The 24,447-nt window shown below is 40.6% G+C and carries 24 protein-coding genes; 3 read left to right on the plus strand and 21 right to left on the minus strand.

The window, feature by feature from the left end:
* Window positions 1–23: 23 nt before the first annotated feature.
* The 18 genes from mreD to HNR43_RS03240 form a co-directional block, all read right to left on the minus strand.
* Window positions 24–548 (minus strand): rod shape-determining protein MreD, encoded by a 525-nt coding sequence (mreD, locus tag HNR43_RS03155; protein WP_183241218.1) that lies wholly within the window; start codon window positions 546–548, stop codon window positions 24–26.
* The gene (mreC, locus tag HNR43_RS03160; RefSeq protein WP_183241220.1) at window positions 545–1,405 is read right to left on the minus strand and encodes a rod shape-determining protein MreC; all 861 of its coding nucleotides are present in this window, start codon (window positions 1,403–1,405) and stop codon (window positions 545–547) included. Before mreC ends, mreD begins: the two co-directional genes overlap by 4 nt.
* A 19-nt stretch (window positions 1,406–1,424) precedes the next feature.
* Window positions 1,425–2,447 carry a rod shape-determining protein gene (locus HNR43_RS03165; protein WP_006320433.1) on the minus strand — a complete coding sequence of 341 codons (1,023 nt, stop codon included), beginning with the start codon at window positions 2,445–2,447 and terminating at the stop codon, window positions 1,425–1,427.
* 84 nt (window positions 2,448–2,531) lie between these two features.
* On the minus strand, window positions 2,532–3,206 hold the full coding sequence (radC, locus tag HNR43_RS03170) for a RadC family protein (RefSeq protein WP_009361735.1): 675 nt from the start codon (window positions 3,204–3,206) through the stop codon (window positions 2,532–2,534).
* A gap of 29 nt (window positions 3,207–3,235) precedes the next feature.
* Window positions 3,236–3,805, minus strand: coding sequence for a Maf family protein (locus tag HNR43_RS03175; RefSeq protein ID WP_183241222.1), 570 nt, complete (start codon window positions 3,803–3,805; stop codon window positions 3,236–3,238).
* Window positions 3,806–3,916: 111 nt separating this feature from the next.
* Window positions 3,917–4,696 carry an SPOR domain-containing protein gene (locus HNR43_RS03180; RefSeq protein WP_183241225.1) on the minus strand — a complete coding sequence of 260 codons (780 nt, stop codon included), beginning with the start codon at window positions 4,694–4,696 and terminating at the stop codon, window positions 3,917–3,919.
* 105 nt (window positions 4,697–4,801) lie between these two features.
* Entirely contained in the window at window positions 4,802–5,242 is a 441-nt protein-coding gene (locus tag HNR43_RS03185) for a type IV pilin protein (protein ID WP_183241228.1), read from the minus strand.
* A 13-nt stretch (window positions 5,243–5,255) separates the two neighbouring features.
* Window positions 5,256–5,882, minus strand: coding sequence for a type 4a pilus biogenesis protein PilO (gene pilO / locus HNR43_RS03190; RefSeq protein WP_183241230.1), 627 nt, complete (start codon window positions 5,880–5,882; stop codon window positions 5,256–5,258).
* Window positions 5,879–6,460 carry a PilN domain-containing protein gene (locus tag HNR43_RS03195; RefSeq protein ID WP_183241232.1) on the minus strand — a complete coding sequence of 194 codons (582 nt, stop codon included), beginning with the start codon at window positions 6,458–6,460 and terminating at the stop codon, window positions 5,879–5,881. The genes pilO and HNR43_RS03195 overlap by 4 nt, the downstream gene beginning before the upstream one ends.
* A complete protein-coding gene (gene pilM, locus HNR43_RS03200; RefSeq protein WP_183241234.1) occupies window positions 6,444–7,412 on the minus strand; it encodes a type IV pilus biogenesis protein PilM in 969 nt (322 codons plus the stop codon). Before pilM ends, HNR43_RS03195 begins: the two co-directional genes overlap by 17 nt.
* A gap of 12 nt (window positions 7,413–7,424) precedes the next feature.
* Window positions 7,425–8,180 carry a prepilin peptidase gene (locus HNR43_RS03205; protein ID WP_183241236.1) on the minus strand — a complete coding sequence of 252 codons (756 nt, stop codon included), beginning with the start codon at window positions 8,178–8,180 and terminating at the stop codon, window positions 7,425–7,427.
* Window positions 8,173–8,622, minus strand: coding sequence for a prepilin-type N-terminal cleavage/methylation domain-containing protein (locus HNR43_RS03210; RefSeq protein ID WP_183241239.1), 450 nt, complete (start codon window positions 8,620–8,622; stop codon window positions 8,173–8,175). Before HNR43_RS03210 ends, HNR43_RS03205 begins: the two co-directional genes overlap by 8 nt.
* Before the next feature lie 76 nt (window positions 8,623–8,698).
* Window positions 8,699–9,910: a type II secretion system F family protein gene (locus tag HNR43_RS03215; protein ID WP_183241241.1), complete on the minus strand. Its 1,212-nt coding sequence runs from the start codon at window positions 9,908–9,910 to the stop codon at window positions 8,699–8,701.
* A gap of 5 nt (window positions 9,911–9,915) precedes the next feature.
* Window positions 9,916–10,950 (minus strand): type IV pilus twitching motility protein PilT, encoded by a 1,035-nt coding sequence (locus HNR43_RS03220; RefSeq protein WP_183241244.1) that lies wholly within the window; start codon window positions 10,948–10,950, stop codon window positions 9,916–9,918.
* A gap of 10 nt (window positions 10,951–10,960) precedes the next feature.
* Window positions 10,961–12,622 carry a GspE/PulE family protein gene (locus HNR43_RS03225; RefSeq protein WP_183241246.1) on the minus strand — a complete coding sequence of 554 codons (1,662 nt, stop codon included), beginning with the start codon at window positions 12,620–12,622 and terminating at the stop codon, window positions 10,961–10,963.
* Window positions 12,619–13,857 (minus strand): VanW family protein, encoded by a 1,239-nt coding sequence (locus HNR43_RS03230; protein ID WP_183241248.1) that lies wholly within the window; start codon window positions 13,855–13,857, stop codon window positions 12,619–12,621. Before HNR43_RS03230 ends, HNR43_RS03225 begins: the two co-directional genes overlap by 4 nt.
* Before the next feature lie 13 nt (window positions 13,858–13,870).
* Window positions 13,871–14,617 carry a PRC-barrel domain-containing protein gene (locus HNR43_RS03235; RefSeq protein ID WP_183241250.1) on the minus strand — a complete coding sequence of 249 codons (747 nt, stop codon included), beginning with the start codon at window positions 14,615–14,617 and terminating at the stop codon, window positions 13,871–13,873.
* Entirely contained in the window at window positions 14,614–15,756 is a 1,143-nt protein-coding gene (locus HNR43_RS03240) for a hypothetical protein (RefSeq protein ID WP_343055722.1), read from the minus strand. The genes HNR43_RS03235 and HNR43_RS03240 overlap by 4 nt, the downstream gene beginning before the upstream one ends.
* A 175-nt stretch (window positions 15,757–15,931) precedes the next feature.
* Here HNR43_RS03240 and HNR43_RS03245 point away from each other — a divergent pair, with 175 nt between their 5' ends.
* From HNR43_RS03245 to HNR43_RS03255, 3 genes are read left to right on the plus strand one after another with little or no spacing between them, the layout of a single operon-like run.
* The gene (locus HNR43_RS03245) at window positions 15,932–16,522 is read left to right on the plus strand and encodes a prepilin-type N-terminal cleavage/methylation domain-containing protein (protein ID WP_183241255.1); all 591 of its coding nucleotides are present in this window, start codon (window positions 15,932–15,934) and stop codon (window positions 16,520–16,522) included.
* Complete coding sequence (locus tag HNR43_RS03250; protein WP_183241257.1) at window positions 16,506–17,075, plus strand: PulJ/GspJ family protein; 570 nt, start codon at window positions 16,506–16,508, stop codon at window positions 17,073–17,075. Before HNR43_RS03245 ends, HNR43_RS03250 begins: the two co-directional genes overlap by 17 nt.
* A gap of 12 nt (window positions 17,076–17,087) precedes the next feature.
* Window positions 17,088–18,725, plus strand: coding sequence for a hypothetical protein (locus HNR43_RS03255; protein WP_183241260.1), 1,638 nt, complete (start codon window positions 17,088–17,090; stop codon window positions 18,723–18,725).
* A 9-nt stretch (window positions 18,726–18,734) separates the two neighbouring features.
* On the opposite strand, the gene HNR43_RS03260 is transcribed toward HNR43_RS03255, so the two are convergent.
* From HNR43_RS03260 to HNR43_RS03270, 3 genes are read right to left on the minus strand one after another with little or no spacing between them, the layout of a single operon-like run.
* Window positions 18,735–19,583, minus strand: a complete 849-nt coding sequence (locus tag HNR43_RS03260; protein ID WP_183241262.1) for an ankyrin repeat domain-containing protein — start codon at window positions 19,581–19,583, stop codon at window positions 18,735–18,737.
* Between the two features lie 18 nt (window positions 19,584–19,601).
* Window positions 19,602–23,024 (minus strand): Ig-like domain-containing protein, encoded by a 3,423-nt coding sequence (locus tag HNR43_RS03265; protein ID WP_183241264.1) that lies wholly within the window; start codon window positions 23,022–23,024, stop codon window positions 19,602–19,604.
* Between the two features lie 58 nt (window positions 23,025–23,082).
* On the minus strand, window positions 23,083–24,387 hold the full coding sequence (locus tag HNR43_RS03270; protein WP_183241267.1) for a bifunctional folylpolyglutamate synthase/dihydrofolate synthase: 1,305 nt from the start codon (window positions 24,385–24,387) through the stop codon (window positions 23,083–23,085).
* Between the last annotated feature and the right edge of the window lie 60 nt (window positions 24,388–24,447).

Here is a 24,447-nt window from a genome sequence, read left to right on the forward strand (position 1 = left end):
CTCCGCATTTTTTTTGTATTCCTTCACACTGGCGACGATTCATCCCGTTTCTCATGCCACTTTAACAACGTTTGCTTTAGCGGATAGGCGATGAGCAAAATGACAATTGTATGAATAAACAACGTTGGCAAAAAGCGTGCTTGAAAAAACGTTGAAACAGACATAGTCGTTCCACCAATAACGAGCTGAATGGCGTATACATACCATTCCACACATGCGATCGCCACAATGGCAAAAAAAGAAGCTGTCCATGCGTTTTTATGCAAAACGTTCATCGCTTTTGCAATTAAATAAGCAATGAGCGAAAAGGCAAAGGCATAAGCACCTAATAGTTCCGTATATGTTACATCGTATAATAGACCGAAGATGAATCCGTACATCATTCCTTCTGTTTGTCCAATAAAAATCGTAATAAACACGATAAAAACGAGCAACATACGCGGTACAAGCAAATAAACATCAAATAATGGCTGTGAAACCAATTGAACAATAATGCTTTCTAATAAAAATATAACGGTCACAAGGGAAGGAAGAAACAAGCGGCTCATTGTTCTTCCTCCTCTTGCGACATTTCAATTTTTCGTTTCACAATGATCACATCATCAATGTCATAAAAATTCGCTGCTGGCTTGATATAGGCAATTTGTGTAAGCCCGTATTCATCCGCAACGACTTCTTCAACTTCTCCGATAAACAATCCTTTTGGAAAAATCCCACCAAGTCCTGATGTAAATACGCGCTGCCCTTTTTCTATTTTTGCATCATATGGAATGCGCTTTAACAGCAACGCTTCTCTCTCTTCATCGTATCCTTCTATTAAGCCGAATACGTTTTCATCTCCTTGAATAAATGCGGAAATGCGGTTTTGTCGATTTTTTGCGCTCAGCAATTGCACCGTTGCGCTAAATGGGGAGACGCTGCGCACTTTGCCGATTAACCCTTGAGGTGTAATAACAGCCATATCTTTTTTCACACCGTGCTGCGACCCTTTATTGACAATTAACGTCTCTTCCCAACGATCTGGATTGCGCCCAATGACTGTCGCTTGAATAGCAACAAAGTCACGTAAACTTTCCTTTTTATTCAAAAGCTCACGTAAACGTTCGTTTTCTTTTTTTAGCGACTCCACTTCTGATTGCAAAAGAACGTATTGCTCTAAATGTTCTTTTAAACGTTTGTTTTCTTCATATGTATGGCGCAAATCATTCACATTTTCAAAGAAGCCCGCAACAAACTGTGCGGGCTTATGCACGATCGATTGCATAAAAACAACGGTGTCTTTCACGAATTTTTCCATCCAACTTAGTTCGTTTCGCTCTTTTAATGAAAAGCCGATCAAGGCAACGAGAACCATGATGCTGACAAGCAATATAATGAGCCGTTTATTTAAGAAAAACTTCGGCATGAGAACACCTTCTTACACATTAGCGATGGTCTCGCGCTTTATTTTTAAATAAATGGATATGATCAAGCGCTTTTCCTGTACCGATCGCGACGCAGTCGAGAGGATTTTCAGCAATAATGACTGGCATGTTCGTTTCTTGGCTAATGACTTTATCTAAATTCCGTAACAACGCTCCCCCACCTGTTAAAACGATTCCGCGATCCATAATGTCGGCAGCAAGCTCTGGAGGCGTTTTTTCTAGCGTATTTTTCACAGAATCAACAATCGCATATACGGTATCACGCAACGCTTCAGCAATTTCCTCCGCATGAATTTCAATCGTTTTTGGCAAGCCTGTTAACAAGTCGCGACCGCGAATTTCCATGCTTCCGATTCCTTCTGGATTTCCTGCTGAACCAATTTCAACTTTAATCGCTTCCGCTGTACGCTCCCCGATCATTAAATTGTACGTTTTGCGGATATATTGGATAATTGCTTCATCCATTTCGTCACCCGCAACGCGAATCGATTGGCTCGTCACAATGCCACCTAAAGAAATGACAGCAACTTCCGTTGTGCCACCCCCGATGTCGACAACCATGCTTCCTGTTGGCTCCCATACTGGTAAGTTTGCCCCGATTGCCGCTGCAAACGGTTCTTCGATCGTATAAGCATCGCGAGCACCTGCTTGTCTAGTCGCATCGATGACTGCACGCTCTTCTACTGCCGTAATCCCTGACGGTACGCACACCATGACGTATGGTTTTCCAGCAAACAATCCGCTATTTTTCGTTGCTTGTTTAATGTAGTATTTCATCATAATCGCTGTCGTTTCGTAATCTGCAATGACCCCGTCTTTCATCGGACGAAGCGCAACAACATTTCCTGGCGTACGTCCGATCATTTGTTTTGCTTCATTTCCAACCGCCACAATTTGTTTCGTATCTTTTTGAAGCGCGACAACAGAAGGCTCACGCAAAACAATTCCTTTTCCTTTGACGTATACGAGCGTATTTGCAGTGCCTAAATCTATTCCGAGATCTCTTGATCCAATGCCAAACATATTCGTATCTTCCTTTCTGAAACAAAATGCTTTCAAAAACTCATGACATTTATTATAACGCAATTGCAATGAAAAGAGAATGATTTACACATATCCTTTTTCTTTTAAGCTTACATATGTTTTGTCGCCAATAATTAAATGGTCAAGCAACTCAATGCCAACGAGACGACCGCATTCTGCGAGCCTGCGCGTCACTTCAATATCTTCGCGGCTCGGTGTTGGGTCTCCTGACGGATGATTATGAATACAAATAATGGATGCTGCTGAACGTTTAATTGCCTCTTTATACACTTCGCGCGGGTGGACAATCGATGCATTTAAACTACCGATAAATACAGTCTTTTTATGCATCACTTGGTTTTTCGTATTTAAATATAACACAACGAAATGTTCTTGGCTCAAAAAACGCATATCTTCCATGACGTATCTTGCACCGTCTTCTGGAGAACGAATGACGTAACGGTCGTCATATTGAAGTTGATGCACACGACGACCGAGTTCAAGCGCTGCAATAATTTGAATCGCTTTTGTTTTTCCGATTCCTTTAATACTTGTCATTTCTTCAATTGTCGCATCTTTTAGCTGTCGAAGTCCTTCAAAATGGGTGAGTAAATGTTGTGCGAGCGTGAGAACGGAATATTGTTTTGTCCCCGTGCGAAGCAAAATAGCTAACAATTCTTGATTTGATAGGCTTTGCGGTCCTTCGGAAAGCAAGCGTTCACGCGGGCGTTCATCGGGCGGAACATGGCGAATAAGCATACGTTCCCCCCCTCTATTTTAACCTTTTTTTAGCGAAATGGATAAAATCCGAATTTTTTTAATTCACGAGCGAGCCTTGCGATCGGCAAACCAACAACGGAAAAATAGTCACCCTCAATTTTTTGGACAAAAAGTGCTCCGCGCTGTTGAATGCCATATGCTCCCGCTTTATCAAGTGGCTCTTTTGTCGCAATATAAGCCCGAATGTCTTCATCTGAAAGTGGCCAAAATGTAACGTTCGTTTTTACAGCAAACGTCACGCACTCGTTTGCTGTACAAATCGCTACCCCTGTCCATACTTCATGTGTTGTTCCAGATAGACGTTTCAACATCCGAAAGGCGTCTTGTTCACTTGTTGGCTTTCCAAGCACTTCTCCTTCACATACGACAATCGTATCAGCACCGATGACGCACGCATCACTTGCTTGTTGCCATACCGCATTTGCTTTTTTATACGCGAGCTGTTGTACAATTTCATCTGGGGATAACTTAGCATCAAATGATTCATCGACATCGCTGACGAGGATGTCAAACGGAAGTCCAAGCATACGAAGAAGTTGTTTGCGACGAGGAGAACTAGAAGCTAATACAAGTTGCATCGTCATCACCTTTCTGTCATGAGCGTTTGTTTCAAGGAAGATACACTTGTATCGTACCAAATTTATACACAATATACAACGGTTCGACAAAAAAAAGAAGCTGTTCGCTTCTTAATGTAAGACGTGTAATATATGTTGCTGTGCTTCCCATAATTGCTTTTGGTCATTTGATTGACGAAAAGTAAAAAGCGCTTCATATGCTTTTTTCACTTGCTCATTGTGAGGCGAATACGATTGTAGCCGTTTCCATTGTTCATTTTGAAGTTGCTGTCCATTCAACAATCGACTAATAACGGACACGATCATCACAAAAGGTTCACTTTCTTTTTCATCGATGGATACATTCCACGGTTTTACGTATGTGTCAATTCCGAGCGATTCATATAAACTTGCGATCTGCTTTGCCTCCTCTTTTGTCAATGCCATGCCTAAAAATACATAAACAGGCTGTTTTCCAATTATTACACTCGGACGTTGTTGTGCCTTTATTTTTTGTACATATACATTTGCTGCTTTTTCATCTTGAAACACCCCACCTTGAACGACGAAAATCGTCTCTGTTCGTTGTGAGGTTGGCACTTCTTCATTTTGTTCTTGTTGTAACGTCGTTGTTGAAGTCGGTTTGCTCTCTGTTGTCGGGATGATTGTTAATACAAGTAAGCCGAAGCTTGTCCCAAGAACAACCGCTAAAGCGATCGCTAATACAAAGGAGCGCCAAGGTGATCTTGTATATCGTTTACTCATTTCAAATGGTATGAGCTCATCTTGTTTTTCACTTTGTTCATTGCTTTCCTCGTTCGACCATTGGGGCAATGTATTTGTCACTGACGTGTACGGTTGCTCTTTTCCGTTCACTTTAATCACGATCGCTTTTTTCGCTGGCTTGTCCATTTTTTTCCCTCCCGCTGTCATTCTTCGCCCATCGTAACATAAAAAAGAAAAAAAAAAACGAGACATTTGTCGTCTCGTTGCGGAAGGTTTTCGTCAAATTTCGCACTATCGTTCTTGGATGTCGTTGACCGACAATTGTTCAACTGGCACACCGTTTTCTTTACAAATTTGCTTCGTTTCCCCTTTTAAACAAACGGCATATGTGATCGTACCATCACTTTGCTTTGTCACAATGACGTATGAATCGTCATTTGGTGGCAAACGTTTCGATGTGTATGGATCGATAATCCCTTCGAGAACCCCATCATCAACTAATTGTTTGTACGTCAATATCTCACTTTGATTTGGCGTTAAAAACTCTACTTTTTGCGCACCAACGTGAAGCCGTGCTGCTTCATAGAGCGTATACGCTGTCGCAACAAACGCCCGATCACGCGACTTTTTAATGACCTCAACGACAGACACAGTCGCAATCATGACTAAAATACTTAAAATGACAATGACAGCTAACAGTTCGATTAGCGTCATTCCTCGTTCATCTTGCATCCAACCGACCCCTTTATTGTTCCGTTAATGAAGGAAACGGATTTCGCTTTTCGCTCGGTTGCGGTAAATCAAGCGGTGGCAATTGCTCAATCCATTGGCGCAATTCTGGTGCGTAAAACGTTGACACAGTTAAGGAATAAGACAGTTGTGGCACTTCATCCATGACCGTCGTCCACTCCTCATATCCTGTGAACGATAGCGAATCAACGGAAACGATGCGCTTTGATCGCTCTAACACGTCGATAAACTGTTCAAGTGCAAAATAAGAAGGAGAACGAACAGATAGATTGACTGTCAATTTTTGAATCGGCGTTGGAGGTCCTTCAACGTTTTCTCCTTCTTGAAAAGTAAGCGACAATACTTCACTATTTGATACGACCTCTGCTTTTTCAATGTCTAATAAAAATTGCTCAACAAACGGTTGAACAGGAACACGTTTTTGTAGTTCAACGAGGCTCGTACGCAATTCGTCCGATGTTTGTTTACTTTGTAGCGTTTGTAACAACTTTTTTTCCGTTTGTAATTCTGTTTCCAGTTGTTCTTTTCGGTCATCAAGCGGTTTGTACACATATATATATAGCGCAAATGATAGTAGCGTAAGCAACAAGAGGGCGACCGTCACGATAAGTCCTTTTCTCATTTTCCCCCTCCTTGTTGCTGTTTTTTCCATTCTTCCATATTTAATTGAATAGAAAATTGTCCGATATATCGTGGCATTGTTCCTTCTTCTTCAGCCTTTTCTTCTACTGCGGTTAAACTCGTCAGTTTTACATCAGTGATAAACGATGCATCTTTTAGAGCTTGTAAATAGGCGGCGCTTTCACGTGTTGTATCAAATTGAGCCGTCAATTGAATGGCACCGTCACGGGCATACGAAACGTTCATTAAAAAGCCGCGTTCAGGCAACCGTTCAATCAGTTCGTGCAATAGCGCGATCGTATGAATCGGATATTGTTCCGCCCATTGAATCGCTTCTTGTAACTGGACTCCGACGGATGCGTTCGTTGCTGTTTTTTGTTTTTCTTCTTCAGCGATGCGCAACGCTTTCGTTTGATCGAGCTCCGTTTTTAATTGCGCAATTTGTTGTTCCATGCGCTGCACAATGAAATAAAATGTTGTTGCACCAACAATGAACAAGACCGCTATCACAATCGATAAAAGCGGCATGAAACGGGATTTCCGTTCTCGTTTTGGGAGTAAGTTAATTTCTACTAACATGTGCATTACCCTCTTTTAATCCGAGTCCAATTGGTAAGTAGTAAGTAGGGTCGATCGAAAGTGGCAACGTTAACGTTTCCACTGCCACATCAAGACGCTCTTGTAACAAGTGGGAAAACGTATGAATGAGCGGATGATCGCCAGTAATAACGATGCGGGTAATTTGCGCCTCACCTTTTTGCAGTGAAAAACGATAAAAGTTCATGACACGCTCTAGCTCTTTGTATACATCTTCCAGTTGACGTTCAGGTTGTCCTTCCTTTAACCATTTCCATCCTTCATTCGTTTTTTCCCAATATGTCCATTGTGAATCAAACGCTAACTGACGAGTAAATATCGGACGATGCTGATGAAAGACACTGACGTTTAACGATGATAAATCAAATTGAACAAATAAAAAGTGATCGATGTCGTTCGCTAAATCAAACGTGTAAAATAAGCGATATAAACTAAGCGGAGAAATATCGGCCACAATCGGTTTTAATTTAACTGCTTCAAACAGTTCTGCATATTGCATCACGTTTGCTTCTGGAGCTGCAAATAATAAAACGTGGAGCGCTTCTTTCGTTTTCTCAAGCACCGCATAATCAAATACCGCATCTTCAAACGGAAGTGGAATGGTCGCGCCAATTTCCATAAATAAATAACTGCGTATATCTTCATGCTCCATTTCTTTCGGTAACGGAATTTTACGAATGACGATAAGCGGATCAGGCACGAGAAAACGGACGCGACGACGTTTTATGTTCCACATATCGACGCATTGCTCCATAATGTGAGCGAGTTGCTCTTCATCAGCAATTTTCCCGTCGCGCACAATTCCTTCTGGAAGCGGCCATTCCTCGCATGTATGCAATATGAGCGGTTTTTGTTGTTTTAGCTCTACATAGCGAATGACGTGGTCTTTTATGACAATGTTGCCTACTTTATTTTTCATCGAAAAAAGCCGCATAGTTTGTTCTCCTTACATCATAACCTTTACATACATATCAATCATCGCTTCACCAAAAAAATAGGCGATCAGCGTACCAACAACAATGGCTGGTCCAAATGGCATCGGCTCGCCACGCTTCACACGCCCTATTGCCATGCCAATCAGACCAAACATCGTTCCAACGAACGTCGATAAAAAGAATGCTAAAACCGTTAATTTTACCCCAAGCGCCAAACCGATCACTGCAAATAGTTTAATATCTCCACCGCCCATTCCACCTTTACTCACAAGGGCAATAAGAAACAACATCATAAATCCAACAAAACTACCGAGCAAACTATCCCACCAAGGAGTAAGCGGCACGAGCCATATGCGCTCAATGAAAAGAAGTGGCGCAAAAAATAATAAAACACGGTTTGGAATAATCATATAATGCACATCAGAAACGAAAATAATAACGAATAAAGAAATGAGCGTCCAACTAACGGCTACTTCCGCTGACCAACCAACAAGAAACGGGGCGAGCGTAAACAATATAGCCGTGGACAGCTCAACGAACGGATAAACAAAGGAAATGCGCGCCGAACACGCGCGACATTTCCCTTTTTGTAACATATACGACACAACCGGAATTAACTCTAACGCTGTCAACGTTCGTTTACAAGATGGACAATGCGAACGCGGCGCAACAATCGACTCCCCTTTTGGCACCCTTAACCCAACAACGTTATAAAACGAGCCGAGAAGAAGACCGAGGAGGAAGGAAATAGATAATGCACTATTCAAGTTTAACGTCACTTCTCTTTAAATCGTCTACGTTTTTCTTTGTGATATACTTATGAGCTGGATTTCCATCATCAACCAACTCAACTTCATAGCTGAAATTTCCTGTTGTTGTATTTTTTGTGACGAAAACTTTGCAGTTATCCTCATCATAATTTCCTTTATCACCAGGTGACTTCGGTGTCTTTTCTAAATATCCCCCATCAACCAATTCTTTCATTGTAAAGGATGTTTTGGCTGCGTTTGCAGCATCAGCTGTAACAGCTATTCTTGCTGCATTAACAAGCTGTTTAGCGTTGGCGATATGAGCGTCTTTTTTCGAGTTATCAATAATTGCCCCAATGCTCGGAATCGCAATCGCTGCAATAATTCCTAAAATAACGATTACTGCCAGCAATTCAATTAATGTTAAACCTTTTTCGTTGCGAATGAATTTCTTTAACATAATTCCTCTCCTTTGCAATTTTTTGTTTTCTCTCATCATTTTACACGATAACCAATCTAGTTGAAAAGTACTAGTTTTATTGTTGAATATGATTAAATATATCAAACATCGGGACTAAAATGGATGTGACGATTGTCCCAACGACGCTAGCGAGCAACACGATCATGAGCGGTTCAATTAATGATTTTAACCGATCGGTCGCTGCTTCGACTTCTGCTTCGTAAAAATCGGCCACTTTTGCAAGCATCGCATCTAATGAACCCGTTTGTTCTCCAATCGCAATCATTTGCGTCACAAGCGGAGGAAACGCCCAATGTCGCTTCATCGGTTCCGTTAACGATTCTCCGCGCTCAAGCGCATCACGCGATGTGCGAATGACGCGAGCAACAACTTCATTTTCAACGACTGCTTCAACGATCGCAAGCGCTTGTAAAATAGGGACAGCGCTTGAAAAAAGGGAACTTAATGTACGTGTCATACGTGCAAGCACTGCTTTTTGCATCATGCTGCCGAAAATCGGCATGCGTAATACGATCACATCTAAATAATATTTCGTCTTTTTTTGCTTCTTTAACAACAGAAGTAAGCCGTACATCATAAACATAAGTAAAATAACGCCCCACCAGTACGTTTGCATCACTTCACTTGCACGTAGCACAAACTTCGTAATCGCTGGCAACTCCGCTCCAAAATCTGCAAACATCGAAACAAACGTCGGAACGACTTGAACGAGCAAAAAGATGACAACGATGACCGCAATAATCCCAACAACAACGGGATACGCCAAAGCGGAGACAATTTTTTGGCGTGTCCGATGCACTTTTTCAAAATGATCCGCAAGCCTCTCAAGCGTTTCTTCCATACTTCCGCTCGCTTCTCCAGCCCGAATCATATTGATGACAAGCGGTGGAAAAATGTTTGGGTGATTAGTCATCGCTGTAGATAACGGTTGACCGCTTCGTAATTGCTCTTCAATATGCGCCAACGCCTTTTTTAACGCTTTACTTTCCGTTTGTTCCGCTAAAATACGTGTAGCATCCACAATCGTTACTCCTGCTTTTAAGAGCGTCGCAAATTGACGCAAATAAATAACGAAATGTTGCAGTTTGACGGGATTACCGAACGTAATTTCTTTCGTTAATAACGTTTGTGGCACTTCGCGTACATCAATGACTTTCAACCGTTGTTCACGCAGTTTTATCATCACATCGCGACGCGACGAAGCAACGATCGTTCCTTTTTTCACTCGCCCGCGCACGTCGCGCGCTTCATAGCGGAATTGCGCCATGTTTATCATCCTTCCTGCAAATACGGCTCGACCGATTCTTTTGCGATCAATCCTTGCTGCACAAGCTCTTTAATGCTTGCCTCAAGTGTATGCATACCAAGTGCGCGATTCGTTTGCATGACGCTCGGAATTTGATGAATTTTTCCATTGCGAATTAAATTAGCAACAGCTGCATTGTTGATTAAAATTTCTGTCGCTGCAATTCTTCCATTTTTTTGTGCGCGCGGAAATAATCGTTGCGAAATAATCGCAACTAAAACTGTCGCCAACTGAATGCGAATTTGTGCCTGCTGTTCTGGTTGAAACACGTCAATGATTCGATCAATCGTCGCAGGCGCACTTGACGTATGGAGCGTACCGAATACGAGATGTCCTGTTTCTGCGGCGGTAATTGCTGTTTGAATCGTTTCTAAATCGCGCATTTCACCGACTAAAATGACGTCCGGATCTTGCCGAAGTGCTGCCCGCAAACCGTTTGCAAAATTGTTCGTATCGGTCCCAACTTCGCGCTGATCGATGACACATCCCCCATGTTTATGCACATATTCAATCGGATCTTCAAGCGTAATAATATGTTTGCGCATCGTTTTATTCATATAGTCAATCATCGCAGCTAACGTCGTCGATTTTCCGCTTCCCGTTGGTCCTGTGACGAGAATCAGCCCTTGGGGTTTTGTTACCATCTTTTTCAATACATCTGGTAGTTGCAATTCGTCAAGCGTCGGAATTTTTGTCGGCACAATACGGATCGCAAGCGATATACAGCCTCGTTGTTTAAACACGTTAACACGAAAACGCGAAACGCCTGCGAGGCTATATGACAAATCCAGCTCCCCGTGCTCTTCAAAATAAGACCACATTTTTTCAGGAACGATCGCTTTTGCCATTTGTTCCGTATCGACTGATGACAACATGTCTTGCCCATATCTTTTCAAATCTCCGTTAATGCGAAAAATAGGGGGAATACCGACCGTCAAATGAATATCGGATGCTTTTAACTCAAATGCGGCACGCAACATCGCATCTACTTTTTGTTTCATCTTCATCACCCTAGCCAATACTTACACGCAACACTTCTTCTGTTGTCGTCAGTCCTTGCTTTACTTTTAGTAGACCATCATCAATTAAAAAAATCATTTTATTTTTTATCGCGATTTCACGTAATTTCGAAAGTGGTTCCCCATTTAAGATGACTTTCCTCATGTCATCAGACATAACCATTAGTTCATGTAGCGCGATACGCCCTTTATACCCGGTCATATTGCACGTCGGACAGCCCCGACCGCGCATCACTTTTTCAATTTTCAAACCACGCCGGGCAAAAATATCTATTTCTCGCTTCGTCGGTTCGTGTTCTGTTTGGCAATCGCGGCAAACACGACGCACGAGACGTTGGGAAACAACTCCTGAAAGTGATGTCGCAACTAAAAACGGCTCCACGCCCATATCAATTAAACGAGCGACCGTGCTTAATGCATCGTTTGTGTGTAACGTACTTAACACAAGATGTCCCGTTAAAGACGCACGAATGGCTACCTCCGCTGTTTCGCGATCACGAATTTCCCCGACCATAATAATGTTCGGGTCTTGCCGTAAAATCGAGCGCAACCCTTCTGCAAACGTCATCCCGACATTTGGATTCACTTGAATTTGGTTAACCCCCTCAAGCTGATATTCGACAGGGTCTTCAATTGTAATAATATTCACATGTTCACCGTTTAATCGGTTTAATGCCGCATAAAGCGTGGACGATTTTCCTGAACCGGTCGGTCCCGTAATTAACACGATACCTGTTGGTTGTTCGATCAGTTGAATAAACCGTTGTAAATTCAGTTTATTAAATCCAAGTTTGTTTAAGTCGTTTAACGTTGCTCCTAAATCAAGCACGCGCATAACAATTTTTTCACCGTAAATCGTCGGCAACGTCGATACGCGCAAATCAATTGGATGAAAATCAATATTCATTTTAATGCGCCCATCTTGTGGCACGCGATGTTCTGTAATATCCATATTTGCTAAAATTTTAATGCGTGCCGTTAACATCCCTTGCATATGTTTCGGCAACGCTCGTTCTGTACGTAAAATTCCGTCAATTCGATAACGAATGACGACTTTTGTCTCATGGGGGTCGATATGAATATCGCTTGCTCGTTGTTCTACAGCCATTTGTAAAATTTGATTAACGAGCCGCACAATCGGCGAATCGTCTTCAACAAGTTTCTCTTGTTCGCGAGGCTCTTGGACCGATGCAATGTTTAAAAATTCTTCAACCGAATCATCAATATCGTAATATTTATTAATTGCCCGTAAAATATCATCTTTTGATGCGATCGCCACTTCAATATGAAAACCGGTCGATAGACGCAAATCATCAATCGCAAAAAAGTCCATCGGGTCTGCCATGGCGACAAATAGCCGATCCCCTTCTTGCTTTAAAGGAATGAGCATATTGCGTTTCGCAAATTCTTTTGGTACAAGGTTCATTAATTTCGGATCAATCGGATACCGATATAAGCTGACGTGCGGGATGCCGAGCTGAAACTCTAATACTTCAATTAATTGTTGTTCGGTAATATAGCCGCGTTGCAATAACGCATCGCCTAATTTTTGCCCAGGGGCTTTTTCTTTTAACGTTTCTTCAAGCTGTTCTTTCGTAATGAGCCCTGCTTCAATTAACAAATCACCTAATCGTTTTCGCTCTTGTTTTTTCATGAGGTCTCATCCTCATTTCCTTTGATTTGCTCGTTTTCATTTCCCCATATATCTTCTTGTTGTGATGGTTGTGCTGAAGGTGTCTCACTTGGGGTTGGACTCGCTTCGTTATTTGCTCCCGCTCGTAATCCACGCACTTCGACGCGATGAACAGGCGGATAAAAATCTTCTGAAACGAGAACCGTTTCAACTAACGTGCGGTTTCGATCGTACACTTCTTTATATAAGCGAATAAGCATTCCTTTTTTTCCTTCTTCTTTTATTCGCTTTTCGTTCGGCTTCAGCAATGCGCTATATTGCACAATTGTTTTCGGATCATAGTACTCAATAGGATCTGTTTTTAATACGTATTGATATATAAATGGCGCACCGATTAAAGACGCTCGCATGTCATTTCCTTCGATCCCCCACTCAAAAGTGTATGCCCGATCGTTTGGATTAAAGAAAATAAAATCTTTTTTGTCTTGTTCAACAGCTGCTTCAAATCCTGCTTTGACTCCGTTTGGTAATACGGTACTCGTATGACGTTCAACAATTTCAAAGTTCGTTGGTACAATCACTTCATATAAAACTGACGCAAATAACGTCATTGCTTCTTTTGATAAACTTATTCCTTGTTTTTTGAAAAAGTCCAAAACAGAAAATACTTGCTTTGGCTCAATAACAATTGTTGATGTCGGAATTATACGAAGCTCTTCATGTAAAGGAATAACAGCTTGCGACAATATTGTTTGTTGTTGCATGTCTTCCCGCACGTATTGAACAAGCGATAGTTGAGTAGATGTGAGTGAGGCAGCTGCTTGTTCCAAATGAGTTTTCACCTTTTCCACGTCAATCCAATCTTTTGATGCACCGATAGAAGAAATGGCATCTTGCAATGCTTCGGCATCAACAGAAACGAGGAGAGGGGCGTGCTTCCCGCTCACCGCTTGTTTCATGCTCTCCTCAATATGAAACGTAAAATGATTCGTTTGTACCGTTACCTCTTTTCCTTCCAGTACAAGCGCCATCTTTGCTGATTGCTTCCATTCGTTCACTTTTTGACTCATTTGTTCATGCGCTTCTTCATATGAACGATTGGATACGTCAATCGGTCCGATCATCGTTCCTTCGGCAAATTTGTCTCCGCTAGCAAACGACTCGTACGCCCACGTTGCCAATTTTGTACTAGCAAGTAAATATGAAACGGTAATGAGTAACGTAAAAAATAGCTTGAATGAAACGATTCGGCGCACGGCATACGCCTCCTTATTCAACGTTCATAGACAATTCAATAACAACATCAGGTCCTTCTTCTTGCGCGCGCATGACGTCTTCTTTCGTTAAAATTGTATCTTTTGAAATAAGCACTTGACCATTTGCGTCAAAAATATCTTTTAATACTCGTTTTCCTGTTAACATGTCGATTTGTTTTTTGCGCAGTTCATCAATCTCATTTTCAAATGATTTTGGAACAATTTGTTCAATGAGCGGTTCTACTTGTGTTCCCTTTAGTGACAACAACGCATCAACATTGGAAACAAGCGTTTGTTGCGCATCTTCATGAACAATTAATAAATCTTTTCCGTATGTAATGACATGATCGGCACGAACAACACGAGAGTCGTTTCCGATTTGTACTTCAATACCTGTAATTTGTCCCGTCTCTTCGTCAATATAAAATTCTGTTGCTTCCCCAAGCAATTGTCCTTTTCTCGTCATCACTTTCGCTTGTTTAATCGCAATTTTTTTATTGACAAGCTCATTCGCAATAGGAATGACGTTTAAATCGAGAACAGCTCTTTCTTCTTCAACCGTTACCGCAAATTCGCCAATTCCGATCACATTTCGAAACGGAATCGCTTTCATACTAATTTCCCAATTTTCTTGATCAACAATTAAAAAGTCGACTGTTCCTTTTTCTGGGTTTATGACAAGTGACTTCACTTGTCCAAGTTGAACTCCGTTTTGAATGCTAATGACTGGAAGACCAATAACTTGTGCACTACTTTTCATTTTTTCCACCCCATTTTTTGTTCAGCGTAATGAATCATGTGTGCTAATTGTTGTTGAATAATTGGATAAGGCTCATATTGCCCGTACAATTGTTTCGCCACATCATATAACTTGTCATATTGTTTCGAAGCAACGTAATGCTCCATTAATACATTCGCAAATGTATAATAATCTTGCTCATGTAAACGAGGATGTAAATGTTTATAAATTAGCTGTTCATATTCCTCGTCCGATAACAACGGACGCATGGCGTATAAAGAAGCTAGTAAATTTTTCATGAACGGTTTTGGAAGCATGCGTATCGCTTCATCGTCTTCTTCTATCGCTATTGTTTCATCATATATAGATGGTTCTTCGTCCACATACACGATGGCTTCTTCGACAATCGGTATGCTTTCTGCTTCATCTTGCTGTTTTTCACCAATGGCATCTCCTTCGATGACTGGAATCATTTCCATCTCATTTTTCTTTTCATCTACTATGCCATCATCTTCTATAACTGTCTCGATTTCATTTTTTTCATCGACAAAATACTCAGTCATCTCGTCAACAACAAGCTCGTCCATGTTAAGCAACTCATTTTCTTCTGTTTCAAACAAAGGTTGATTATATGTTAGCTCATCGTTTTCTTCGTCTGACAAATCAACCCATTGTTCATCGTCCAGCTCATGATGTTCGTTATTTACATCTGTACCGTCATTGTCCACTATATGTAGCGGTTCAATCACATCGTCCATTTCGGCTAATGGTTCAATGATATGATCGTATTCATTATTGCGAAGAGGCTCAACGGAACCATGTTGTTCAACCTCTTCTAGCCCGTTACTTTCAAGCCACTCGAATTCCATTTCTTCCGTTTGTTTTTGTTGGAGGTCACGTTCTTCTTCCTGCTTTTCTTCCGCCACTTCTTTGATGATAAATAGCGGTTCTTCTTTCTGCTCACCTTCTACATCGTTCACTACAATTAAATCGTGCTCATGAATACGTGCATAAAATAAATGACCGAGCTTTTGTTCAAGTAAATATGTGCTAGCAATTACTAAAAGTAAAAGAAATAATACCGCTTGCCAAAGTGGAAATTGTTTTACAGCAATCATGCCAAAGACGCTTAATAAACAAGCGACCGTTAATAAAACCACGATCCCTTTTTTTGTCCACCCAAAAGGCAACCGAATATAGATGGGGATTAAGATGAGAAAGAAGATAGTGAAAAATAAATATGACAACTTGTTCCCCCCATTCACAAATGATACAACACCTAACTCTAACATATTGTATAATAAAGTTATGTATTTTAAAAGAAGGGGAAGGAAAATGTGTCAAAAGAAAATGAATATTTTTTATGATAAACATGGTTTTACGTTAATTGAAGTACTATTATCCATTGTTATTTTATCATTTGTTGTGAGCGGCATGTTCATGTTTTTCACTAATGCGATGACATACACAGCGTATAGCCAATCAAAAACCGTTGCCGTCAATATCGCTCGTGGGGTTATTCATTATATGGAACGTCTCGATTTCCAAACGATCAACGCCTATGTTCATGACCATATGACAGAACAAACACCGTTCATACGCTTCGATGCTTCGTCATGTTCCAATACATCGTTATTTCCTAACGAAGACGTATGCCAAGCTGTTTTTGCACCAACGGTTAACAACGTAACATATGATGAAGAAGACGTACAAGCTTGGTTAATTCCATACGATCAAGCCATATGGTCACAAATAAAAACAAACCCACCGAACGAGTTTCCTGACCCTTTAAAGCAAACGATTCAAAACGAGAAAGATATAAAAGAAAATGTAAGCAACTATTTACTTCGTTTATATATCACCGTCCGCTCAAATAACGAAGTGATCGTATTAAAAGGGGTGATCGCCAATGAAAGTATTCGCTAATGAACGAGGATTAACACTTATTGAACTACTTGTCGGTTTAGCGATCACATCGATTATTGCTGCTTCTGCATATGGCGTATTTACAGCCGGAACGAAGGCGTATAAACGGATTGGTATTGAAAGTCAATTGCGAAGTGAAGCAGATATATTGATGACAACGATTTTTAACGAACTATACGCCCTCGCGCCAGACGGCTTAAACAAAAATGAATCAAACGAGCATACACTGACGTTTGTCAATAACATAAAAAAAGAAATTGATACAAATACAGGTCTTGTCGAAGAAAAAGAAAAAGAAGGTCAAACGTTGCAAATCAAGATAGATCAAACAACGGGAACATTACAAATAAATGACAAACAAATCACATCAAGCAATTTACGTATCGTTCCTGAACAATCAACGCTCACTTATACGTGCGTACAAGAACAACAAAACATATGTAAAAGCGGCGTCATTTCGATTCGGTTATCGATTCAAGATAACGATCATCGAGATCCCGACGATCCGCTATATATTGAACCGTTTACGTTGCAATCACAATTCGGGTTTTAAGGGGGGAGAGAGGTGAACGAGAAAGGGTATAGTCTTGTACTCGTTATGTTAACAGTCACTGTCTTTTTTATTATTGGAGTTACGATTTTATCCGTTAGCATATATCAAGCAAAATTTACTCAAGTGCGCGTAGAGGATGTCACATCGCTTCACGATGCCGTCAAAAACGTAGAAGAAACGGTTGCTGAGCTGAAAGCGAAAGTCGAACAGTTAACGTTATCTACCCCCACACAACTTGATCTCGATTTAGGAAATGCACAAGCTGGTTTTTTGAGTGAACTCATAAAACGCCATAGCGTCACAATTGAAGATATCACCGATGCAAAAGGAATCGTGCGTAATAAATTATTTACACGCGTTTTTCGTATATCTGCCCCGTACGGAAACAAAACCGTTACACGTGAAGTCATTATTACGAACGCACCGAGCTTTTTAAAATATGCCCTTGGTTCGCGTGAAAATGTCACATTAAATGGCGGAGCATATATTGACGGCAATATATACACGGGAAAAGATATATATGTCACAAACGTTACTAACTATATTTACAACTCGACGCTTTATTCCGTAAAAACAACATTCCCAACGACAAGTGAAAAAAGTATATTGTTTGTTGAAGGCAACCGCTATGCGTGCGATCATGGAAATGGAGCGAGAAGTTGTTACACCATATCAACTGCATTTACAAAAAACATGAATGATTTTACAGCACATTCACTATCGTTCCAATATCAAGGACCGAGCGTTCAAAAAGAACAAGATGACTTTATTGACGTAAATTTTGATTTGACATTAAAAGACAAACTACTATCAGCGGCTGGTATTGATGGATTTGACCCGAGCAAACAAGCGCAATATCAAACTCTTATTTCTTTACCATTATCCGAGCTTGTCGAACAAATAAAATCGTCATTTGTGACTGTTGTTGTGAATGACCCAAGCGATTTACCAACCGCATTAGAAAGTGCGATTGCTAGCGGGAAATCCATTTTTCTTGATACAAGTACCGTTCCGTATGTCGATATTACGTCGTTAACTTTAAATGATGAGCAATGGCTCATTGTAAACGGCGATTTGACTTTAGAAAATGCAGGCAGTTCCCCTTTACAAATGAAAGGAAACATGATTGTACTCGGCAATTTAACGATTACAGGACAAGTGGCATTCGATTCTACCGTATACGTCAATGGGAATACGTCCATTTACAATACAACAATTAGCGGCTTAAATGGGAAAGAAGTTGTGTTATTAACAAAAGGGGAACTCGAAATTGCTCGTGTCAATGAATTTACAAACAATTTTTCATTCACAACACCAAACTTAAAAGGATTTTTCTATACAGACAGCAATGCCATGATTTATGCTGTCGGATCATATATAAATATTGAAGGTGGGCTATTTGCTCGCGGCAATAGCTCCATGATTCCGTACACAGATGAAAACGGGCTGATTGTGAATACGTATCGCGGCGAAACGAATGATAACGGAACAAATCTTTCGTTTCAAACGCCTATCTCATCAGAAGAAGAACAAAAACAATATGCACGTTTTGTCGTGAAACATAATAAAGATGTGTTTATTAACCGCGGTCTCGGATTGCCGCTTGTTAAACAACTCGCCGTTATCGTTGATGAAATACGCGTACAATGAAAAAAGGAGCTACTTGGCTCCTTTTTCCTTTAGCTGCTTTATAATGTTGTCGTGTTTCCAATATTGCGCGAGGGAAAGTGCGGTGTTGCCAGTGTTGTCTTTCACATGCACATCAGCTCCGTAGCGAAGCAAGAGCGTCACTAATTCATCATAACCATACTCGGCTGCAACCATTAATGGCGTTTTTCCGATATTTGTTTTCGCATCCACCTTTGCTTTTTTCTCTAATAAATATGTGGCTACATCAATAAAGTTTCGTTCCACCGCTTTATATAGCGGCGTTTCCCCCGCTTTATTCCCCAGCTCTACATTTGAGCCATGTTCATATAAAAAGCGAACAACATCGATATTTCCCGCTTGCACCGCAAGCAATAACGGCGTTTCGCCATGTTTGTTTACCGCATTGACGTCAACGTCGTATTGACAAACGAGCTGTACAAGAGCAAGATTCCCGCTCCCTGCCGCAATATGCAATGGAGTATTATGTTGTTTATCTTTTTCACGAACCGTTTGTTCATTTACGATTTGTTTTACGATTTCTATATTTTCTTCATTTCCTTGGGCTAAAGATGAAGCAAGTGCAAAATGTAGGGGAGGAAGCGGCATAACAGCCGACTTTCCTCCAGCTTTTAATAGTTGTGCTGCAATATCGCGCTGACCGGTACGCATCGCCACATCAAGCGGTGTTTCATGTTTTATTTTAAAATTAATATTTTTTTCTTTTTCCATATAGTCGCGCACCGCTTGAATGTTTCCTTTCTCAATCGCTTGTATAAATCGTTGTTGTTTTTCTTCTTTCGATGAAAAACATCCGCTTAGCAAGCTGATGATGACAAATAGCGTCATCACTTTTTTCATACGTGTTCACATCCTTCGTTAGTACAACCAGCCGTTTTTATTTCCGCCTTTCGTTGGGTCTGTCGCATGTTCAACGACGCGAATGACCGTTGATGCCGTCCACGTTTTACCGTTTTCATCGGTCAATTTTACTGTTAATGGCGTTTCACCGAGACGTTTCGCAGTTACCTCTCCATTTTGATCAACAACGGCATAGTAGCTGTTTTCGATTGTAAATGAACGGCTCACAATTTTTGTTGTCGCATTTGCTGGAATTGGTACAATGTACGGTAATACATTGATCGTTTTTCCTTTTTGTACAACTAATGTGGATGGAAGCGAAATACCTGTTAACGGTGAGCCGACATGAACAATGGCTGTTCCAATGACACCGTTATGCGCTTGCGCGGTAATTGTCACTTGTCCTGTGCTCACACCTGTAATCTTTCCATTTTCATCAACCGAAGCGATATTCGGATTCGATGACCGCCATTCCACCGCTTGATACGTCGCATTATTTGGCGCAACTGTTGCTGTGAGCGTAGTTGTTTCGCCAATATTTATATTCGCAACTGTTGGCGATACAATAACGGCAGTTACTGGGATCGCTTGAACGGTGACAGTAACCGTTTTTTCAATGAGCTCATCATTTCGATTAAACGCTTGAACGGTTAGTGTTGTTACTCCTTCTTTTAATCCGGTAATTGTGCCGTTTGCACCGTTAATTTCAGCATACAAACTATTTCCTAGTGAATAAGATACGGCTTTTTTCGCATCTGCCGGTGATACGGTAATTGGAATTGGAATCGTTTCACCAACATGAACGGTAAAATCGTTTATTGTCATCGAATCAACTGGGATGCGTACGATCACCGTCATCGTTGTTGTTTTTACGTTACCAAACATATCTTTTACTTTTACTGTCACTTGTGCCGTTCCTTCTTGTACTGCGGTAATGACGCCGTTTTGATCGATTGAAATGATTTGTCCGTTACTGTTTTCGCTCCACTCCACTGAGGCGATCGTTGCTTCTTGCGGCAAAACGTTTAACAATAAACGCGCATTTTTCGGCACACCACGATTTACAAACATCGTGCTTGGTAACGTAATATCTGTAATTTTATAATCGGAAACGAACGACAGAGCGTTAAACGTTAAATTGACGACTTGTGTATTCACATCTTTGTACGTCAGTTTTGCTTGCGATAACGAAAACGTTCCTTTTGTTGTCGGTTTCACTTGAATCGCGAACGTTTGTGGTTCAGCGATATACGTCGTTCCTGATTTGATAAACGAAATGTCTGGCAATACCCCTTTAATTGTATATCCTTCTGTGATTGTCCCTTGTTTTGTAAATCCATTCGGCAAAGAAACGACTTCAATGCCTGCTGACAATTTTTCTTCAAATGCAACGTTTGTCACTTTTAACAACGTATTCGTCAATAACGATAATGGTTTTGGTGTGATTGTATACTGCATCGCAATCGATTCATCGACTGGAGTAAGCGTTTTTGAAATCGTTCGACTCACTTCAATATTTGCCGATACTTTTTCAATAATCACTTGAAATTCTTTCGTTACTTTTGCACCGCGTGCATCAGTTGCCTCAATTTTCATTTTCGCTATTCCACCGTTTGGCATGTTGTGTGGAAGCGATTGAATAATCGTTGTGCCGTTTGGTACGTTGTTTTGTGCATACACTTCTTGATCGTTTAACCATACTTTCGTAGAAAACGTTCGGTCGACTAAATCTAAATCTTCTACTTTATACGATAGTTCAATTGGCTGATTGCTCGGAATTTTTTCGTTTTCTTGCGGCGTAATAACCGTTAATTGCGGTGCATGGTTCGAACCGAAAAACGCACGATACATTGTATTGACGAATAGTTTTTGTTCTTCGTCTGGAAATGCTGCTGTTGTCCCTACATGCCCCGTTCCTGAATATGTGACGTTTCCATTGGAATACGTATAATAATGGTTCCAACTATCGTATACATCACGAGGAGATCCGTCAATATTGTACCAAGGGATCACACTCTCATTTTCTAAATTTAATGTATAGTATTGGTTGTGCGTTGTTGCGATTGTAATGCTATCACCTAAGGCAAATGGATAGTTTGTCATTAAACCACTATTCACTTGTTTTGTACTTGTCGATGCATTTGGCGCACCGTTTCCTAAATCCGTTTGCGGTTGAATTTGTTGCACAATCGGGCCGAATTCATTTACCCATACGTTATTTGATCCAAACATCACATCGTGTGTAAACATGACACTTTGACCAGATTGAATAAAGTTTTTAACGGATTGAACTGTATTTTGATTTAAAGAAACAACAGAACCGCATCCGTTATAACAATCGGCAAACCCGAAAATAATCATGTCATATTTTCCATTAATGACTTCATGTGAATAATTTGGCTCGTACGCCTTGCTTTTTTGAAAATCTGTTAATGTTGTTACGTCAATGCTAATGCTATATTCGTTTGCACGACTTAAAAAATTCGGGTTCATGTTTTTTGTATTTAATAATGAACTCGCATCGTTCCCTTTGCGTATTTGTAATACTTTGATCGTTGCTGGTACATTTTGAAACTTCACAAACCCTTTTTCATAATCTTTTAACGCGCTTGTTTCATCAACAATTTCCACTTTCCAATAACGCGGACCAGAATAACCTGCTGGGAGTGTGTACGAAATCGTTCCTGTTGCTCCTTGCACTTGCTTTGATGCAACAATTTCTTCACTCGTATATTTGTCGTTAAAATCGGAGTCGATATATAAGTTGACAGTCAGTAATTTATTTTGAAATTGTGTATAATTCGTAATTTGATATGCAAATGACAACGTATCTCCTTTTGTATACACCTGTGTCGAAGATGGAGCATTTGTTAACACAAAATGAGGACGTTTCGTGCCATTTGTCGCAAAATAGTTTTTCATATTCGTATTCGTTGTAAAGAAAATGACGTTTGTTTTTGACTTCCATGCATTGGATTGAGAGTAACTATACAATTTACTTGTTGGATATTTTTTTACGCTACTGTCATGAAGAAAAACAGGCAATCCTTTGTCAATATAAAATTGTTTTATTTGTCCAGCTTTCAAATCTGTCACATCGTTTAAAATATTCGTTGTATTATGGGATGCACTTCTATTGCTGCTCGTGGTCATGCCTAGTTTTGTTGGATTATAATCTCCGCTCGAAATCACAATCGCATCATATTTACCGTCTAATTCATCACGCAAAGCGACAAAACGTTTCATCGTCATCGTCGTCACGTTAATATTGGACGTACTTCCTAGTTCTTGCTTTAACGGTGATGAAGATAATTGGTTGGCATGACTGACAATTTCAAGAACATTGTATGTGATATTGTCGTTCGCACGTACAGTGATGACAGGAATGAATAATGGAACGAGTAAAAGAAGCGTTAAAAATACCGAAACAGCCCTTTTCACCTACCTCTCCCCCTTTCAAAAATCCTACTTTTTATCTATTATACCAGCAATTTTCGTCTTACTTATATTTATTTTTTATAAAATTTCGTACGTTTGAGATGAAATAAAGTGAACCTGTAATTAAAATGATATCGTCCTTTGCGATTTGTTTTCGTTTTTCTTTCAGCCATTGTTTCCAGTCATTTGTGTATTGTACATTCGGATGCATCGCTTGTTCCGCAAGTTGCTCGGCGGAAAGGGCACGTGGAAAATCAAACGTTGTAAACGTCATCGTTTCGGCAATCGATTCTAGCTTTCGAATCATCGCTGTGACCGGTTTATCACCTAGCGCTGTAAAGAGAACATGCACACGACGATTCGGATAGTGAACGTTCATCGTCGCCACAAGGCTATCAATTCCCTCTTCGTTATGTGCTCCATCAATGATGATCAATGGACGATCGTTCATCTTTTCAAATCGTCCGAGCCACTCCGCTTTTCGAATACCGTGATACATATGTTCACGTTCAATCAAAAACGAATAATACGTTCGTAAATAATCGGCAACCATTAACGCCAGCGCGGCATTTTTCACTTGATGTGCCCCAAGCATCGTTGTCGTTATATCGTGATATGTCGTAAACGGCGTTTGTAACGAAAAACGTTCCCCACTTGCCGTTGGTTCATGGGAGAAAACGGTAAAATCACGACCGAGCGCATACGTTTTTGCTCGCACAGATGCCGCTTTTTCTTCTACTACTTGTAGCGCCTCCGGCTGATTGATCGCAGTAATAACAGGGATTCCTGCTTTAATAATTCCCGCTTTTTCAAACGCAATTTGTTCAAGTGTATTCCCTAATATATGTATATGATCGTAGCCGACGTTTGTAATCACTGATAAAAGCGGATAAATAACGTTCGTTGAATCTAAACGGCCCCCAAGCCCTACTTCAAAAATGACGACGTCTTGCACGTTCATTTTCCCAAAATAGTAAAGCGCCATGGCGGTAATGACTTCAAATTCTGTCGGCCCACCTAATTCCGTCTGTTCTAACTCCTCTGCTAAAGGTTGAATGATTTGCACTAGTTTGATCAGATCGACATCGCTAATCGGCTGCCCGTTTATACTAATGCGTTCATTAAATTGTTCAACATACGGCGATGTAAACGTTCCGACACGATACCCTGCTTCTTGTAATATATGACGTAAAAAGCAAACGGTTGATCCTTTTCCATTCGTCCCACCGACATGAATCGCTTTGATGCGACGCTCTGGATGATCGAGCTTTTCCATCATCCATTCCATTCGTTTTAGTCCCGGTTTGACCCCTAACTTTAACCGTCCATGAATCCATTCAACTGCTTCTTTATATGTACGAACCATGAAAAATCCCCCTTCTATCAAAGTGAAAGACGAATCCAAAATGGATTCGTCTTCATCATA

The organism is Anoxybacillus mongoliensis, from assembly GCF_014201515.1.
In the GTDB taxonomy this organism is placed as follows: domain Bacteria; phylum Bacillota; class Bacilli; order Bacillales; family Anoxybacillaceae; genus Anoxybacillus; species Anoxybacillus mongoliensis.

Coding starts and splice junctions, on each gene's coding strand:
- HNR43_RS03235 (WP_183241250.1), bottom strand. CDS start 14,617: ATGAAAAGTAGTGCACAAGTTATTGGTCTTCCAGTCATTAGCATTCAA.
- HNR43_RS03185 (WP_183241228.1), bottom strand. CDS start 5,242: ATGCAAGATGAACGAGGAATGACGCTAATCGAACTGTTAGCTGTCATT.
- HNR43_RS03165 (WP_006320433.1), bottom strand. CDS start 2,447: ATGTTTGGCATTGGATCAAGAGATCTCGGAATAGATTTAGGCACTGCA.
- HNR43_RS03220 (WP_183241244.1), bottom strand. CDS start 10,950: ATGAAACAAAAAGTAGATGCGATGTTGCGTGCCGCATTTGAGTTAAAA.
- HNR43_RS03245 (WP_183241255.1), top strand. CDS start 15,932: ATGTGTCAAAAGAAAATGAATATTTTTTATGATAAACATGGTTTTACG.
- HNR43_RS03260 (WP_183241262.1), bottom strand. CDS start 19,583: ATGAAAAAAGTGATGACGCTATTTGTCATCATCAGCTTGCTAAGCGGA.
- mreC (WP_183241220.1), bottom strand. CDS start 1,405: ATGCCGAAGTTTTTCTTAAATAAACGGCTCATTATATTGCTTGTCAGC.
- pilO (WP_183241230.1), bottom strand. CDS start 5,882: ATGAGAAAAGGACTTATCGTGACGGTCGCCCTCTTGTTGCTTACGCTA.
- HNR43_RS03225 (WP_183241246.1), bottom strand. CDS start 12,622: ATGAAAAAACAAGAGCGAAAACGATTAGGTGATTTGTTAATTGAAGCA.
- radC (WP_009361735.1), bottom strand. CDS start 3,206: ATGCTTATTCGCCATGTTCCGCCCGATGAACGCCCGCGTGAACGCTTG.
- HNR43_RS03175 (WP_183241222.1), bottom strand. CDS start 3,805: ATGCAACTTGTATTAGCTTCTAGTTCTCCTCGTCGCAAACAACTTCTT.
- pilM (WP_183241234.1), bottom strand. CDS start 7,412: ATGCGGCTTTTTTCGATGAAAAATAAAGTAGGCAACATTGTCATAAAA.
- HNR43_RS03210 (WP_183241239.1), bottom strand. CDS start 8,622: ATGTTAAAGAAATTCATTCGCAACGAAAAAGGTTTAACATTAATTGAA.
- HNR43_RS03270 (WP_183241267.1), bottom strand. CDS start 24,387: ATGGTTCGTACATATAAAGAAGCAGTTGAATGGATTCATGGACGGTTA.
- HNR43_RS03180 (WP_183241225.1), bottom strand. CDS start 4,696: ATGGACAAGCCAGCGAAAAAAGCGATCGTGATTAAAGTGAACGGAAAA.
- HNR43_RS03215 (WP_183241241.1), bottom strand. CDS start 9,910: ATGGCGCAATTCCGCTATGAAGCGCGCGACGTGCGCGGGCGAGTGAAA.
- HNR43_RS03195 (WP_183241232.1), bottom strand. CDS start 6,460: ATGTTAGTAGAAATTAACTTACTCCCAAAACGAGAACGGAAATCCCGT.
- HNR43_RS03250 (WP_183241257.1), top strand. CDS start 16,506: ATGAAAGTATTCGCTAATGAACGAGGATTAACACTTATTGAACTACTT.
- mreD (WP_183241218.1), bottom strand. CDS start 548: ATGAGCCGCTTGTTTCTTCCTTCCCTTGTGACCGTTATATTTTTATTA.